The organism is Acidovorax sp. SUPP3434 (assembly GCF_030159015.1).
Taxonomy (GTDB): domain Bacteria; phylum Pseudomonadota; class Gammaproteobacteria; order Burkholderiales; family Burkholderiaceae_C; genus Paracidovorax.
Genome location: NZ_BQXL01000009.1, coordinates 54,156 through 69,081, shown reverse-complemented (window position 1 = coordinate 69,081; position 14,926 = coordinate 54,156). Strand labels below are relative to the sequence as shown.

13 protein-coding genes are annotated in these 14,926 nt (G+C 67.9%); 6 read left to right on the top strand and 7 right to left on the bottom strand.

What is annotated here, in order from left to right; translation table 11 throughout:
* Positions 1-46 precede the first annotated feature (46 nt).
* From AVKW3434_RS14995 to AVKW3434_RS14980, 4 genes are all read right to left on the bottom strand, one after another.
* Positions 47-694, bottom strand: a complete 648-nt coding sequence (locus tag AVKW3434_RS14995) for a YiaD family glycine zipper/OmpA-like lipoprotein (protein WP_284406480.1) — start codon at positions 692-694, stop codon at positions 47-49.
* Between the two features lie 132 nt (positions 695-826).
* Positions 827-1,303, bottom strand: a complete 477-nt coding sequence (locus AVKW3434_RS14990) for a hypothetical protein (RefSeq protein ID WP_284406479.1) — start codon at positions 1,301-1,303, stop codon at positions 827-829.
* A gap of 78 nt (positions 1,304-1,381) precedes the next feature.
* Positions 1,382-2,326, bottom strand: coding sequence for a glycoside hydrolase family 19 protein (locus AVKW3434_RS14985; protein ID WP_284406478.1), 945 nt, complete (start codon positions 2,324-2,326; stop codon positions 1,382-1,384).
* A gap of 128 nt (positions 2,327-2,454) precedes the next feature.
* On the bottom strand, positions 2,455-2,607 hold the full coding sequence (locus tag AVKW3434_RS14980; RefSeq protein WP_284406477.1) for a hypothetical protein: 153 nt from the start codon (positions 2,605-2,607) through the stop codon (positions 2,455-2,457).
* On the opposite strand from AVKW3434_RS14980, the gene mltA reads away from it, so the two are divergent.
* Positions 2,606-3,766: a murein transglycosylase A gene (gene mltA / locus AVKW3434_RS14975; RefSeq protein WP_502869093.1), complete on the top strand. Its 1,161-nt coding sequence runs from the start codon at positions 2,606-2,608 to the stop codon at positions 3,764-3,766. The genes AVKW3434_RS14980 and mltA overlap by 2 nt on opposite strands.
* Positions 3,767-3,912: 146 nt before the next feature.
* A complete protein-coding gene (locus tag AVKW3434_RS14970; protein WP_284406476.1) occupies positions 3,913-5,112 on the top strand; it encodes a hypothetical protein in 1,200 nt (399 codons plus the stop codon).
* Between the two features lie 13 nt (positions 5,113-5,125).
* Here AVKW3434_RS14970 and AVKW3434_RS14965 read toward each other — a convergent pair whose 3' ends face one another.
* A complete protein-coding gene (locus AVKW3434_RS14965; RefSeq protein WP_284406475.1) occupies positions 5,126-6,268 on the bottom strand; it encodes a hypothetical protein in 1,143 nt (380 codons plus the stop codon).
* A gap of 438 nt (positions 6,269-6,706) precedes the next feature.
* Between AVKW3434_RS14965 and AVKW3434_RS14960 the strand changes: the two genes are divergently transcribed.
* Positions 6,707-7,939, top strand: a complete 1,233-nt coding sequence (locus tag AVKW3434_RS14960; protein WP_284406474.1) for a hypothetical protein — start codon at positions 6,707-6,709, stop codon at positions 7,937-7,939.
* 32 nt (positions 7,940-7,971) lie between these two features.
* Here AVKW3434_RS14960 and AVKW3434_RS14955 read toward each other — a convergent pair whose 3' ends face one another.
* Both AVKW3434_RS14955 and AVKW3434_RS14950 read right to left on the bottom strand, forming a co-directional pair.
* Entirely contained in the window at positions 7,972-9,693 is a 1,722-nt protein-coding gene (locus AVKW3434_RS14955) for an MFS transporter (RefSeq protein WP_284406473.1), read from the bottom strand.
* 137 nt (positions 9,694-9,830) lie between these two features.
* Complete coding sequence (locus AVKW3434_RS14950) at positions 9,831-10,331, bottom strand: Lrp/AsnC family transcriptional regulator (protein WP_284406472.1); 501 nt, start codon at positions 10,329-10,331, stop codon at positions 9,831-9,833.
* A 182-nt stretch (positions 10,332-10,513) separates the two neighbouring features.
* On the opposite strand from AVKW3434_RS14950, the gene AVKW3434_RS14945 reads away from it, so the two are divergent.
* From AVKW3434_RS14945 to yajC, 3 genes are all read left to right on the top strand, one after another.
* Complete coding sequence (locus AVKW3434_RS14945) at positions 10,514-10,672, top strand: hypothetical protein (protein ID WP_284406471.1); 159 nt, start codon at positions 10,514-10,516, stop codon at positions 10,670-10,672.
* Complete coding sequence (locus AVKW3434_RS14940) at positions 10,669-14,241, top strand: indolepyruvate ferredoxin oxidoreductase family protein (protein WP_284406470.1); 3,573 nt, start codon at positions 10,669-10,671, stop codon at positions 14,239-14,241. The genes AVKW3434_RS14945 and AVKW3434_RS14940 overlap by 4 nt, the downstream gene beginning before the upstream one ends.
* 284 nt (positions 14,242-14,525) lie before the next feature.
* Entirely contained in the window at positions 14,526-14,861 is a 336-nt protein-coding gene (gene yajC / locus AVKW3434_RS14935) for a preprotein translocase subunit YajC (protein WP_272566596.1), read from the top strand.
* Positions 14,862-14,926 lie beyond the last annotated feature (65 nt).

Sequence of the window (14,926 nt, the reverse complement as noted above, 5' to 3'; positions counted from 1 at the left end):
TCCCGCCGCGGTGCACGGGCGGGGCGGCAACGGTGCCGGCCGGCGGTCAGCCCGGCTGGCGTTCGCCCACGAAGATTTCCACCCGGCGATTGCGCGCGCGGCCGTCGTTCGTGTCGTTGGTGGCGATCGGCTGGTGCGAGCCACGGCCCTCGACCTGGATGCGCCCGCCGTTCACGCCCCGGGTCGTCAGGAAGTTGCGGGTGCTGGCCGCGCGGTCCATCGACAGCGGGTTGTTGATGGCATCGGTGCCGGTGGAGTCCGTGTGGCCCACGATGCGCACTTCGGTGTTGGGGTTGTTGCGAAGCCCCTCGGCGAAGCGCTCCAGCACGGGGGCGAAGTTGGACTGGATGTCCGAGCGGTTCGTTGCGAACGAGATGTCGCTCGGAATGTCGAGCTTGAGCTGGTTGTCGGCGGTCTGCGTCACCACCACGCCCGTGCCCTGCGTGACCTGCTGCATGTCGCGCTTTTGCCGCTCCATGTGCTGCGACCAGATGTAGGTGCCCAGGGCCCCCACACCCGCCCCGACGACGGCCCCCGTGCCCGCCCGGCCGCCGGTGGCGGAGCCGATGACCGCCCCGGCCACCGCGCCGACGCCGGCACCCGTCGCGGTGCGCCGCTGGGTATCGTCCATGTTGGCACAGCCGCTCACGAGCAGAACGGCGGCAGTGGCGCCGATGAGAATCTTGTTGCGCATGGGATCTTCCTTTTCCAGGTGATGGACTGCCAGCCAGTCGTGCTTGAAGGGGAGGCCCCTTTGGGTTCAGGCCCGGCCGGCGGCTCCGAACGAAATTGAGAGGCCCTTATTCTTGGCACGGATGGCGCAGGATCAGGGTAGGACCACTTCGTCAGGGTCTTCGCCCAGGCCTGCCCGGCTTTGAAACGCGGGCCCCATCTGGGAGAAAGGCGCTCCGGTGCAGGGGTGCTGGCCGACCATCTCGCCGTTCTTCCACACCATGACCCCGGCTTTTCCCCCCCAGCGCGCGCCGAAGGCGCGGTACACCACATAGGAGAAAGGCGGTTGATTGAACCGCAGGTAATTGCCCCCGCCTGCGGAGTACCAAAGCCTTTTGGCCACGACGGTCTGCCGCCATGCGGGATCGTCCTTGGCGCGTGGGAGCGTCATTTCCACTTTTCCTGGCTTTCCGAAGCGGTATTGCAGATGGCCCTGGCTGGTATCCAGAGATGGGGAGGCGCAGGCGGAAACCACGCGCCTGGATTGAAGTCTGCAGGCGAAGATGACGTCTTCTTCCGGCAGGCACAGTCCCCGGTCTTTGGGCGGTGCCGGTGCGGGCACCTGGGACATCGAGCCGGTGCACAGCAGCAGGCCCAGCAGGGGCAGCCACCTTGAAGCGCCAGGAGGAAACGATTGCATGGCGATTCCTTATGGCTTCGCTTTGGCGGCCGTTTTGGCCTTCTTCGGAATGGCCATTCCCAGGTATTTCCGGCCAGCGGCGAACGCGTCCGTGAATTCCTTGAGGCCGTGGGTGCCGCCGTTCACCAGTTTGCGGGCATGGACCAGGTTGTTGGTCTTCAGCGCGGCCCGAATGCCGCCTTCCTTGTTCTTGATGAATTGGGCCAGGATGGCTGCGGCGGCGGGGCCTTCGTTGGCCTGGTCCGGGTTGTCCAGCAAGTTCAATCCCAATTGCTTGCCCATCTGCTCGTAGTTGGCTCGGCCGGTCAGCTGGACAAATCCACGGCCCTTGTACAGCGCGCCATCGCCCAGCTGGTTGTTTCCCAGGCTGTCCGGTCGGAGATCGTATCGATCGAAAGGGTGCCGGCCCTTGGTGCCCACGGGGCTGGTGTTGTATCGGGATATTCCTTCGTCGACCGGCTGAAAGCTCGCGCTCTCGGCGCGGATGGTGGCCAGTGCCATCATCAGCATTTCCGTGTCGTTCAGCGAACGCTTCGTCATCGCGCCGAGAATCTCGGGCAGGTAGCTCCGGATGTTTCCGGTAATTTTTGTTTCCTGGATGGTCTTTTTGACGACGGGCTTGCCATTGACCATTTCCCGGGTCTTGAGGGTGGTGCGCTTGATCCGGTCGACCCCTCCAGGCACCATGGTGGACGCCAGCACGTACACCTCGTTCGACAGCGACGCGACCAGTTTCTTTTCTTCCAACTGGGCCTGAACCAGGAACTGGAACAGGGTATCTGCATTGTTCAGTTGGTTATCCGGGTCCGCTTCTCCGTAGAAGAAGGTGTTTTCGATGCTCTGCAAGGCGGTGGCGAAGGGCTGGTCCCATCCGCCTTCTTCCGGCAATTCGGTCTTCTGGGGCAGGTACCCCTTCCGGATGAACGCATTCAGATGCCGGCGCAGCAGCCGCATGTCTTGCGGGTGGTTTTTCTGGCCAGGTCCCACGGTGGATCGGAGAACCGCTGGTTCACTCATTTTCTGACTCCCTTTTTTAAATATTCTTGTTTTGCATTCCTGCCGCGCGCCGAGGCGGGTGGATGCTATTTTTTGGTGTCCGTGTCTTCTGGTTCCGAATCCGGCGGTGGCGGCGCGGGCGGCGGCTCCCCCCCCTTGCGCCCCGAGAACATCGTCCACCACACAATGGCGACGAGAACGACCAGCGCCAGCAATGCTTCAAGCAAAATCAGCCCCATGAAATTCCGTCTCCTGCGCCTTGTGACAACGGCGCTGATTGTAGGAACCCTGGTGGCTTGCTCCACCACGCCCCTGCCGCCTTCCACGCCTTTGCCTCCCGGTGCCTCGCTGCCCGGCGTGCCGGGCGCCCCTCTGCCGCCCGAACCGCCCGGGCCGTTGCCGCCCCCCATGGCGCAGCCGAAAAGCCGCTGGATACCGGTGCATTGGGCGGAATTGCCCGGTTTTGCCGAAGATTCCCTGCACGAAGCCTGGAACGCCTGGATCAAGAACTGCGAGCGTCCCGCGCCGGCCTTCGCGCCGCTGTGCGGCGAGGTGCGCCGCCTGTCCATCGCCAGCGCAGACGAGCAGCGCGCCTGGATGGTGGCGCGGCTGCAGCCCTACCGCATCGAGGCCGCCGACGGCGCGGTGGACGGCATGCTCACCGGCTACTACGAGCCCTATCTGGACGCGGCGCGCCAGCCCGGCAACGGCTTCAACGTGCCGCTGTACCGGCTGCCCGCGGGCTACGGCGCGCGCAAGCCCTGGTACACGCGCCAGCAGATCGACACGCTGCCCGAGGCGCAGGCGGCGCTGGCCGGCCGGGTCATCGCGTGGGTGCGCGATCCGGTCGAGGCGCTGGTGGTGCACATCCAGGGCTCGGGCCGGCTGCGGGTGCAGGAGGCCGATGGCTCGGTGACGCTGCTGCGCGTGGCGTTCGCCGGCACCAACGACCAGCCCTACCAGAGCGTGGGCCGGTGGCTGCTGGACCAGGGCCTGGTGCGCGATGCGACCTGGCCCGGGATCCGCGCCTGGACGCTGCAGAACCCGCAGCGCGTGCAGGAGATGCTGTGGGCCAATCCGCGCTACGTGTTCTTCCGCGAGGAGCCGCTCAACGCCATGGATGCCGGCTTCGGGCCGAAGGGCGCGCAGGGCGTGGCCCTCACGCCGGGCCGCTCGATCGCGGTGGACCGCCAGAGCATTCCCTACGGCACGCCGGTGTGGCTAACCTCCACCGGCCCGCAGGTGCAGTTGCAGCGCCTGGTGATGGCGCAGGACACGGGCTCGGCCATCGTGGGCGCGGTGCGGGCCGATTACTTCGCGGGCTGGGGCCCGGAGGCGGGCGAACTGGCGGGGCGGCTCAAGCAGGGCCTGCGGCTCTGGGCGCTGTGGCCGCGCTGACGCGCGCGCGTTCACGACGTCTCAGCACGTTTCAGCCGGCCTCCCCGCGGCCGGCCGGGAAGGCCCTCCACAATGGGGCGTGACAGGCCCTTCGTGGCCTGGCCAGGATGGTGGCCTCACCTCACCCAACTCCCAAGGAGAACCGCATGACCGCTGACCGATGGCTGCGCACTGCCGCGCATGGCACCCTTCCTTTGCTGGCCGCCCTGCTGGGCGCCTGTGCGCCCCTGGGCACGACGCACGCGCAGGCCCCCGCGGGGCCGGACCTGCGCGCCGACACCGCCGCCCGCTTCCTGGCTTTCGCCCCGGCCAGGAACCCGGAACCCGCGATGACCGACGCCCCCGCGCTGGCCTTCGGCGTGCGGGTGCCCGGCACGTCCGCCGCGGCGCCGTTCACCATGACGATGGACACCGGCTCGACCGGCGTCGTCGTCTCGGCCACCGACCTGCCCGGTTTCTCCGCGCAGGAGGCCGAGTCGGGCGTGAAGGGATGGGAGTTCCTGTCCAGCAGCAAGCGGCTGTGGATCGGCCGCTGGGTGCCGCGGGAACTGGTCTTTCGCGATCCCGCTGGGGGCGAGGTGGTGGCACGCGTGCCCGTGCTGGCGGTGCAGGAAGAGATCATCTGCCCCGGCTGGAGCGAAAAGGCCAATGTGCCCACCTGCGAAAAGCCTGAGAAGACCACCGCCCAGCCGCGCGGCATCGCCTACATGGGCGTGGGCTTCGGGCGCGAGCACGACGGCCAGCCGCAAGGCACGCCGGACAAGAACCCGCTGCTGAACATCGTCTCCATCGACGGCCAGCCCGTGGCGCCCGGCAGCATGCGCAGCGGTTTCATCGTGACGGCCAAGGGCGTGCACGTGGGCCTCACGCGCGCCAACACCGCGGGCTTTTCGTACGTGAAGCTCCAGGGCCGCAGCCTGAACGCCGCGGGCCAGCCGGCCTCCAGCGACCCGCGCGACTGGCCCCAGGCGACCATGGCCGTTTCGGTGAACGGCGCGGCCTCGCAGACGGGCGCGGTGCTGGTCGATACCGGTATCGCGCAGATGTACCTCACGGTGGCCAACCCGTCGGCACTGCCGACCACGGCCATTCCCAACCCGAGCCGCAAGGGCGCCATGGCCACGGGGCTGGTGGCCGGCACGTCGGTGCAGGTGTCGTTCCCCGACGATGCCGCGCCCGTGGCGCAGTACACCTTCCAGGTGGGAACCCCCCAGGCCCCCACGGCGGTGATCGTCACCCGCCCCTCGGCGCAGGCGTTCGTCAACACCGGCCGGCACCTGCTGCGCCAGCATGACGTGCTGTTCGATGCCGATGGCGGCTGGTTCGGGCTGCGCCGCGGCGGGTGATCTGAGGGCGGGCTTATGCCTGGCGTGGCTCGGGGTCAGCGGCGGCACGTTGCATGTCGAATCGCAGCGGAAAATCAGTCAGCCGGTTGCCGGATTCGTCCTGGACTTCGTACCGGATATTAGGGTTGCCGCTGAAGGGCACATCCCAGCGGTCTTCTTTGACCTTCAGATTTTTCGTGATTGCGGTATCGGGATCACGGTACTTCTCGGACAGGAACCGCTCTGAAATCGACGACTGGTTCTTGACGAGACTTTGGCGCCTCAGCGCTTCCGTGATGTTCAGCGCTGCGGCAAGGGTGCCAGCGGGCTTGGTCTGCCGCACGCCCCCGCCTGCAGCGCCGAGGAGTGTCCGGTGCAGGGGAAGTGCGTCTTTCACGAAGGTCGGTGAGGCGAAAGTGGTCCATGGGTCCACCACGATGTCCTGTTCGGGGGTCTCCCCCCGGATCACGACGAACACGTGATTCCCACTTGGACCGCCATCCACGATATCGATCCTGGAGTCCTTGAGCGCGGGATTCTGTGAAAGAAGTTGATACGCCAGGCTGGCCTGGGCATCGCAATAGCCGCCCTGGTACTGGATGGCGACGAACGCCCGATTCGCTGGGCTTCCCCCCAGAGCGTACGACAGCGAGGATCGGAGATAGCTTTCTCCCCCGGTCGCCGCCATGTCCTTGATCTGATTGCCGGCTCCTCCGGGAAGCATCGCCTTGACCAGATCGATCGCTTCCCGCGCTGATGCCAGGTTGGCGGCAGTTGCGGGAGAGATCACGCGCAAGTGGGGCGCCATGTCCGGCATCTGCGTGTTGACGCCAGGATGCGTTGTGGAGAGCGCATTGGCCTGATTCAACTGATCCGGTGACAACTCTATGAATTGGTCGGAGCGCAACAGTCCTGGGAGCAGTTCCTTTTTTGGAACCAGGACGGTGTTCTGGGACCCATCGAACGTGATGTAGGTATCGAGCTGGTGAGGTTCTGCCGAGAGGGGCGACGCGTTGTGTACTTGCTTGGGCAATAGGGTCGCGCTGTCGAGCAGGCGTCTCCTGGCGGCTTTCGCTTCGGAAACGTTGCTGTCGAACCAGGCCTTGGGATCAGGCTCCGGCGCTGGCGCGTTGCTGGGCGAACCCCACCCCATGAACCCCCGCATGGTGCCGAGCATGGAGGATTGCGATGCCGAAGGCGGCCTGGACGGTAGGTTGTCGCTGCGGGGCCGGATGCCGCCACCGGAACTGGGATGGCGCGGGCTCCCGCCTGCCAGGGCGTGGGGTGCATTCCCGCTGGACGACGCGCCGCGCTGCGACGTCTTGGGTGGGGCCTCTTCCTGCGCAGTCGCGCCTCGGGGGCTCTTGGCGTGGGAAAGGTGGCTTAGCTTCATGGATCTCTTCCCTTGGCGATCCTGCCACCCACCGTCAGGCGGCAGTTTGCAGGTGAGGCCAGGATAAAGCGGGCGCCAGAACACGAAACCGTGCCCACCGAAGCATTGCAAGGGCGTGCGAACCGATTCGCCCGGGCTGCAGTGGCCTGCGGGGTGCGGCACGGCCCGAAGGATCGTGTAGCCTGCATTTCCCATCAAACACTCGCCAGGGAAGGAGACCCCATGCCCATTCCGCTTCGCGCAGCGATCGCCAGTGCCGCCGCGCTGCTCGCCTGCGGTGCCGTACCCGCGCAGACGCCGTTGCCCGCTGCCGCCGCGGCCACCGCCGGCCCCTCGCTGCGCCCGGGCACCGAATCGCGATTCATCCGCCTCCATTCCCCGCCGGGAGAGGGCTGGTCTGCCCCCATGACGGATGCGCCGCGGCTGCGGTTCGAAGTCCGCATGCCGACGGACACCGGCGTGCTCGCGCCCCCCCGGCCCTTCATCGTCACCCTGGACACGGGCTCCACCGGCGTGGTGATTTCCGCGGTCGATCTGCCGGGTTATTCGCGCAACGAGGAAGCGCGCCAGGCCAACGAAGGCTGGGAATACCGCTCCAGCAGCCGGCAGCTGTTGATCGGCCACTGGGTGGTGCGCGACGTGGTGCTCAACAGCGGCTGGAACGAAGTGATTGCCCGGGTGCCCGTGCTCGCGGTCGAAAAGGAAATCATCTGCCCGCGCTGGGACGAGAAGGCCAACCGGCCCGACTGCGAAAATCCCACCTACACCACGGAAAGCCCGGGCGGCATCGCCTACATGGGCGTGGGCTTCGGGCGCGAGCACGATGGCCAGCCGCAGGGCACGCCCGACAAGAATCCGCTGATCAACATCGCCGAGATCGACGGCAGCCCCGTCGCCCGGAGTGCGGTGCACGGGGGGTACATCGTGACCAAGCACGCGATTTATGTAGGCCTCACGCCCGACCAGGCCAAGGGCTTTCGGTTCATGAAGCTGCAACCCGGCAGCCTGCTCGCGAATGGCCAGCCGGCGTCCATCGATCCCCGTGACTGGCAGCAGGCCACCGTGGCCGTGTCGGTGGACGGCGGCGCGCCCGAAACCGGTCCCGTGCTGGTGGACACCGGCATCGCGCAGATGTACCTCACGGCCGCCGACCCGTCGGCCCTGCCCACGGCGCAGATCGCCGATCCCACCCGCCGGGGCCGGCCGGTGACGGGCTTGAAGGACGGCACGCGGGTGCAGGTGATGTTCCCCGGCGCGCAGGCGCCCGTGGCGCAGTACGATTTCCGCGTGGGGGATGCGGACGCGCCCCAGTCCGTGCTCGTGAACGCGCCGGGCCGCTTCACCTTCGTGGGCCGCCCCGCCTTCATGAACACCGGGCGCTACCTGTTGAAGCAGTTCGACCTGCTCTACGACGCCGAGGGCGGATGGTTCGGCCTGCGGCCCTCGCGGCGGTGAGCGCCTTGACGGGGCGCTGAGCCGGTTCGTCCTCAGCGCTCCAGCTCGACCAGGTAGCGCGACACCACCGGCGGCGCCTCGCCCGTGTGGAAGGCCAGCTTGCGGTCGCGTAGCGCCACGTCGGAGGCGGTGACGCGGTCGAAGCGGCGCAGGTGCTCGGTCCACGACTCGTCCACGATGCGCTCCACGTAGCGTGAGGGGTCGGCGATGTCGTGCTGCAACTGCCAGTCGAGGGCGCCCTGGCGCAGGCGGCTGCGGCGGCTTTCCTGCATCAGCGCCCGGAATTCCGCCGCCCGCGCGGGGTCGATGTGGTATTCGATGGTGACCACTACGTGGCCGCGTTCGGGCGTGGTGGGTGCCACCGGTAGCTTGAAGGCGGTCGAGGGGCTCAGGTCTTCCTCCATGGTGCGGTCCACCACCCAGCGCTGCACCAGGGCCATGGCGATGGTGCCGGTGAGCGCGGCCAGCGCCAGGCTCATGTGCACCGTGGTGAGCGAGGCCACCTGGCCCCACAGCGCTGCGCCCGCCGCGGTGGCGCCCATGATGGCCATCTGGTAGATCGACATGCCGCGCGCGCGCACCCAGTTGGGCAGCGCGAGCTGGGCCGACACGCTGAGCGAGTTGGCCGTGGTGATCCACGCCATGCCGCCCAGCACCATGGCGGGCACGGCCACATACACGTTGGGCGCAATGGCGATCACGGCCGTGGAGGCGGCCTGCAGCAGCGCGCCGCGCGAGACCAGCGTGTCGCGTGACATGGCCTGGCGCAGCCGCGGCAGGAACAGCGCCGCCGCGATGGCCCCGGCGCCCATGGAGGCCAGCAGCAGGGTGAAGGTGCCGGCACCGCCGCCCTCCAGGTCGCGGGCCACGAGCGGCAGCAGCGCCAGCAGCGCCGTGGCGTGCAGGAAGAACACCGAGATGCGCCACAGCACCGCCCGCATGCGCGGCGACTCGCGCACGAACTGCACGCCGACCCGCATGGCGCTCGTCAGCCGCTCGCGCCCCAGCGGGCTGGGCACGTGCGTGCGGCGCCAGCGCATGATGGTGAAGCCCGCCACCACCGACAGCAGCGCGTTCAGCACGAACACCCAGGCGCTGCCCACGCTGGCGATGATGGCGCCGGCCAGCAGCGGGCCGATGATGCGCGAGGCGTTCATGGCCACGCCGTTGAGCGCCAGCGCCGCCGGCAGTTGCTGGCGGCTGACCAGCTCCGGCACGATGGCGGCGAACACCGGCCAGCGCATGGCCAGGCCGATGCCGTTGGCGAAGGTCAGGGCGAGCAGCAGCGGCGCCGTCATGCCGCCCATCAGGATGGCCACGCACAGCACCAGCGCCACTACGGCCACCCAGAACTGCGTGGCGATGAAATAGCGCCGCCGGTCCAGGATGTCGGCCAGCGCGCCGCTGGGCAGGCCCAGCAGGAACACGGGCAGGGTGGAGGCCGTCTGCACCAGCGCCACCAGCACGGGCGAGGTGGTGAGCGTGGTCATGAGCCACGCGGCCGCCACGTCGTTCATCCACATGCAGGTATTGGCGGCCAGCCAGGTGAGCCAGAGCATGCGGAACACGGGCACCTGCAGCGGCGCGAACGGCGAGAGGCTGGCGCGCCGGGCGGCGTCCTGGTCCAGCTGCGCGGCGGCCGCGGCCTCGGCGGTGTGCGCCTGGCCCGCGGCGGCGGTGGCCGGGGGACTGTCGTCCAGGGGCGGGAACGGGGTGGGGCGGGGCGGGCTCTCGTGGGGCGGCAATGGGGGCATATATGGTCTCGATTGTGCGCAGTGCGGGCGGGGCGTGCCGGGCGGGGCGCCGACGTCCCGGATGGCGGCGCGGAAAAGCGAGCCGATGGGCTTGAAGCCGAAAAGGCCTCCAGCGCAATCGGTACTAGGGCATTGCGCTATTGTTTTTGTAGCTTATTGCCGGTGGTGCCGAGGTGCGCCAGCGGCAGGGCGCCGCTGGCCTTGACCTCGCCCAGCGAGAAGCTGGTGTGCATGTCCTTCACGTTCGGCAGGTTCAGCAGCACGTTGCGGGCGAAGTGCGAGAAGCTGTCCAGGTCGCGCGCCACCACCTGCAGCTCGAACGTTCCCGTGCCGCTGATGTAGTGGCAGGCCACCACCTCGGGGATCTGGGCGATGGCGGCCTCCATCTCGCGCGTGAGGCCCCCGGTGCTGCGGTCGGCGTCCAGCCGCACGAAGGCCAGCACGCCCAGCCCGATCTTGTGGCGGTCGATCTCGGCGTGGTAGCCCTTGATGAAGCCCGACTCCTCCAGCGCGCGCACGCGGCGCCAGCACGGCGCGGCCGACAGGCCCACCCGCTGGGCCAGCTCGGCATTGGTCAGCCGGGCATCGGCCTGCAGCTCGCCGAGGATCGCCAGGTCGAATTTGTCCAAAGTATTCATCCCTGGATTATTTTGCGAAAGATCCTTTCTAAAACGAGGGTAAACACGGCATGAAAACGAAAGGACATATCCGGCCGTCCTGCCTACACTGCCCTGACAAGGCGGTGCGTCCGAGCCCAGGGCACCCCGCTGAAACCGCGCTCACGAGGCGACGGCCAACGACCCCACTGGAGATTCCCCCGATGAACGCCCCCCTGCCCGAGCCCATTCGCCGCGCCATTGAAACGGTCATGCTGGATGACAACCCGCACTGCGGGTTGCGCCACAAGTACGTGGGGGGCGGCGCAGCCGCACGCTGCGGATTGGGCATCGAGCGTGCTGGCGAAGGAGCCGTGCTATGAACGCCCCCCTGCCCGAGCACATCCGCCGCGCCATTGAAACGGTCACGCTCGATGACAAATACGCCTTGCCGGAGGGCCGTGCCTTCATGAGCGGCGTGCAGGCCCTGGTGCGCCTGCCCATGCTGCAGCGCCAGCGCGATGCGATCGCGGGCCTGAACACCGCGGGTTTCATCAGCGGCTACCGCGGCAGCCCGCTGGGCACCTACGACCAGGCGCTGTGGTCGGCCAAGAAGCACCTGGCCAAGAACCACATCGTGTTCCAGCCCGGCGTGAACGAAGAGCTGGGCGCCACCGCCGTGTGGGGCACGCAGCAGCTCGACCTGTACCCCACGACGAAGAAATACGACGGCGTGTTCGGCATCTGGTACGGCAAGGGCCCAGGCGTGGACCGGTGCTCGGACGTGTTCAAGCACGCCAACATGGCCGGCACCTCCCGGCACGGCGGCGTGATCGCCATCGCGGGCGACGACCACATCAGCAAGAGCAGCACCGCGCCGCACCAGAGCGACCACATCTTCAAGGCCTGCGGCCTGCCGGTGTTCTTCCCGAGCAGCGTGCAGGACATCCTGGACATGGGTTTGCATGCCTTCGCCATGAGCCGCTTTTCGGGCGTGTGGTCGGGCATGAAGACCATCCAGGAGGTGGTGGAGTCCTCCAGCAGCATCTCGGTGGACCCGGACCGGGTGAAGATCGTCCTGCCCGAGGACTTCGCCATGCCGCCCGGCGGCCTGCACATCCGCTGGCCTGACGCGCCGCTGGAGCAGGAGGCGCGCCTCATGGACTACAAGTGGTATGCGGCGCTGGCGTACATCCGCGCCAACAAGCTGAACTACAACGTGATCCAGGGCCCGCAGGACCGCTTCGGCATCATCGCGAGCGGCAAGGCGTACAACGACACGCGCCAGGCGCTCATCGACCTGGGGCTGGAGGACGACGTCTGCCGCCAGCTGGGCATCCGCCTGCACAAGGTGAACGTGGTGTGGCCGCTGGAGGCCACCATCACCCGCGACTTCGCCCAGGGGCTGCAGGAGATCCTGGTGGTGGAGGAAAAGCGCCAGGTCATCGAATACCAGATCAAGGAAGAGCTCTACAACTGGCGCGCCGACGTGCGCCCGAACGTGCTGGGCAAGTTCGACGAGGTGGAGGGCGACAACTCCGGTGGCGAGTGGAGCATGCCCAACCCGAGCCAGAACTGGCTGCTGCGCCCGAAGGCCGACCTCACGCCCGCCATCATCGCGCGCGCCATCGCCAAGCGCCTCAAAAAGCTGGGCGTGCCGGCCGACATCGTGGCCCGCATGGACGCGCGCCTGTCGGTGATCGATGCGCGCGAGCGCGGCCTGGCCGAATCCAAGGTGGACACGGGCGACCGCACGCCGTGGTTCTGCAGCGGCTGCCCGCACAACACCAGCACCCGCGTGCCCGAAGGCTCACGCGCGGTGGCCGGCATCGGCTGCCACTACATGGTCAACTGGATGCCCGACCGCAACACGTCCACCTTCACGCAGATGGGCGGCGAGGGCGTGACCTGGGTGGGCCAGCAGCCCTTCACCACGGAAAAGCACGTGTTCGCCAACCTGGGCGATGGCACCTACTTCCACAGCGGGCTGCTGGCCATCCGCCAGAGCATCGCGGCGGGCACCAACATCACCTACAAGGTGCTCTACAACGACGCCGTCGCCATGACGGGCGGCCAGCAGGTGGGCGAGCGGCCCGAGGGGCACTCGGTGCTGCAGATCATGGCCAGCCTGAAGGCCGAGGGCATCGCCCGGCTGGTGATCGTGACCGACGAGCCGGCCAAGTACGACGGCGTGGCGCTGGCCGAGGGCGTGACGGTGCACCACCGCGACGAGCTGGACCGGATCCAGCGCGAGTTCCGCGAGATCCCCGGCTGCACGGCCATCATCTACGACCAGACCTGCGCGACCGAAAAGCGCCGCCGCAGGAAGCGCGGCACCCTGGCCACGCCCAACAAGACCGTGGTCATCAACGAGCTGGTGTGCGAGGGCTGCGGCGACTGCTCGGTGCAATCGAACTGCCTGTCGGTGGAGCCGCTGGAGACCGAGTTCGGCCGCAAGCGCCGCATCAACCAGAGCACCTGCAACAAGGACTACTCGTGCGTGAAGGGCTTTTGCCCGAGCTTCGTCACCGTCGAGGGCGGCACGCTGAAAAAACCCAAGAAGGAAAAGAAGGGCGACCTCTCCGCGCTGCCCCCCATTCCCGAGCCGGTGCTGCCCGTGGCCGAGAGCGCCTGGGGCATCGTCGTGGCCGGCGTGGGCGGCACGGGCGTGATCACCATCGGCTCGCTGCTGGGCATGGCGGCGCACCTGGAAGGCAAGGGCGTCATCACGCAGGACGCGGCGGGCCTGGCGCAAAAGGGCGGCGCGACCTGGAGCCACATCCAGATCGCCAACCGGCCGGACGCCATCTACACCACCAAGGTGGACACGGCCAAGGCCGACCTCATCATCGGCTGCGACTCCATCGTCGCCTCGCACAAGACCACCATGGCCGCGATGCAGCCGGGCCGCACCTTCGTGGCGCTCAACACCCACGGCTCGCCCACCGCGTCGTTCGTGCACAACCCCGACTGGCAGTTTCCGGGCACCGACTGCGACACGGCCATCGCCTCCGCCGTGGGCGAGGACCTGCTGGCCAGCTTCGATGCCGAGGAGGTCGCCATGCAGATGCTGGGCGACAGCATCTACACCAACCCGCTGATGCTGGGCTACACCTGGCAAAAGGGCCGCGTGCCGCTGTCGCATGCCGCGCTCATGCGCGCCATGGAGTTGAACGGCGTGCAGGTGGACAACAACAAGGCCGCCTTCGAATGGGGCCGCCGCTGCGCCCATGACCTGGCCGCGGTGCAGGCCCTGTTCAAGGCCGCGCAGGTGATCCAGTTCGTCAAGAAGCCCGGGCTGGCGGAACTGGTGGCCAAGCGCGAGCAGTTCCTCACGGGCTACCAGAACGCGGCCTATGCGGCCGAGTACAAGGCCTTCGTGGAGAAGGTGCAGGCCGCCGAGGCGCGCACCGGCGGCAAGGGCACGCGCCTGTCCGAGGCCGTGGCCCGCTACCTGTTCAAGCTCATGGCGTACAAGGACGAGTACGAGGTCGCGCGCCTGCACACCGACGCCGCGTTCACCGCGAAGATCGAGGGCATGTTCGAAGGCGACTACAAGCTCGTGCACCACCTGGCGCCCCCGCTGACCGCGAAGAAGAACGACAAGGGCGAACTGCTCAAGCAGCCCTTCGGCCCGTGGATGCGCAAGGCCTTCGGCGTGCTCGCCAGGCTCAAGGGCCTGCGCGGCACGGCGCTCGATCCGTTCGGCCGCACCGAGGAGCGCCGCACCGAGCGCGCCCTGATCGCCGAGTACCGCGCCTGCATCGACGAGCTGCTGACCGGCCTGACCGCCGACAACCTGCCGCTGGCCGCCGACATCGCCCGCATTCCCGAGGACATCCGGGGCTACGGCCACGTGAAGGAGCGCCACCTGAAGGCCGCGCGCGCCAAGTGGGCGGTGCTGATGAACCAGTGGCGCCACCCGCAGGAGGCGCTGCGCCAGACGGCCTGAGGGGGCGAAAGCCCCTTTCCCCGGCGCGCGAGGGGGAGTGAGGCGCTATTGAAAATATAGCAATATGCCCTAGTGGTTATTGTGCTGGGCGGTGTTTTCATGCCCCATCGAAGGCCGCCCCTTGGGCCGGCCTCGCCACGCCAAGACCCCCGCGGACGCGGGTTTTGGCATGGGCTTTGCCAGGGGGCGCCGCATACAATCGCCTGTTGCCCTCCCGGCTGGCGCTGCGTCGCGCCGTGGGCGGGTGTCTGAAACGACCATCCATTTGAATGGAGCCTGTTGCCGTGTTTATCTCTTCCGCTTTCGCCCAGACCGCCCCTGCTGCCGCCGCCGGTGGCAGCGACATCATGTCCTCCCTGACGGGCATGCTCCCGCTGGTGCTGATGTTCGTGGTCCTGTACTTCGTCATGATCCGCCCCCAGATGAAGCGCCAGAAAGAGCATCGCAACATGATCGAGGCCATCGCCAAGGGCGATGAGGTGGCCACCGCCGGCGGCATCGTCGGCAAGGTCACGCGCCTGTCCGAAGGTTTCCTGCACATCGAGATCGCCTCCGGCGTGGAAGTGCAGATCCAGCGCAGCGCCGTGGCGCAGGTCCTGCCCAAGGGCACGGTCAAGTAAGTCCAAGCGATGGCGCGAGCCGTTCCGATCTGGCGGCCGGCCCTGCGGGCCTGCGCCGCGACCTG

Coding starts and splice junctions, on each gene's coding strand:
- AVKW3434_RS14945 (WP_284406471.1), top strand. CDS start 10,514: ATGAACGCCCCCCTGCCCGAGCCCATTCGCCGCGCCATTGAAACGGTC.
- AVKW3434_RS14950 (WP_284406472.1), bottom strand. CDS start 10,331: ATGAATACTTTGGACAAATTCGACCTGGCGATCCTCGGCGAGCTGCAG.
- mltA (WP_502869093.1), top strand. CDS start 2,606: ATGAAATTCCGTCTCCTGCGCCTTGTGACAACGGCGCTGATTGTAGGA.
- AVKW3434_RS14970 (WP_284406476.1), top strand. CDS start 3,913: ATGACCGCTGACCGATGGCTGCGCACTGCCGCGCATGGCACCCTTCCT.
- AVKW3434_RS14980 (WP_284406477.1), bottom strand. CDS start 2,607: ATGGGGCTGATTTTGCTTGAAGCATTGCTGGCGCTGGTCGTTCTCGTC.
- AVKW3434_RS14990 (WP_284406479.1), bottom strand. CDS start 1,303: ATGTCCCAGGTGCCCGCACCGGCACCGCCCAAAGACCGGGGACTGTGC.
- AVKW3434_RS14940 (WP_284406470.1), top strand. CDS start 10,669: ATGAACGCCCCCCTGCCCGAGCACATCCGCCGCGCCATTGAAACGGTC.
- AVKW3434_RS14995 (WP_284406480.1), bottom strand. CDS start 694: ATGCGCAACAAGATTCTCATCGGCGCCACTGCCGCCGTTCTGCTCGTG.
- AVKW3434_RS14960 (WP_284406474.1), top strand. CDS start 6,707: ATGCCCATTCCGCTTCGCGCAGCGATCGCCAGTGCCGCCGCGCTGCTC.
- AVKW3434_RS14955 (WP_284406473.1), bottom strand. CDS start 9,693: ATGCCCCCATTGCCGCCCCACGAGAGCCCGCCCCGCCCCACCCCGTTC.
- AVKW3434_RS14985 (WP_284406478.1), bottom strand. CDS start 2,326: ATGCGGCTGCTGCGCCGGCATCTGAATGCGTTCATCCGGAAGGGGTAC.
- AVKW3434_RS14965 (WP_284406475.1), bottom strand. CDS start 6,268: ATGCTCGGCACCATGCGGGGGTTCATGGGGTGGGGTTCGCCCAGCAAC.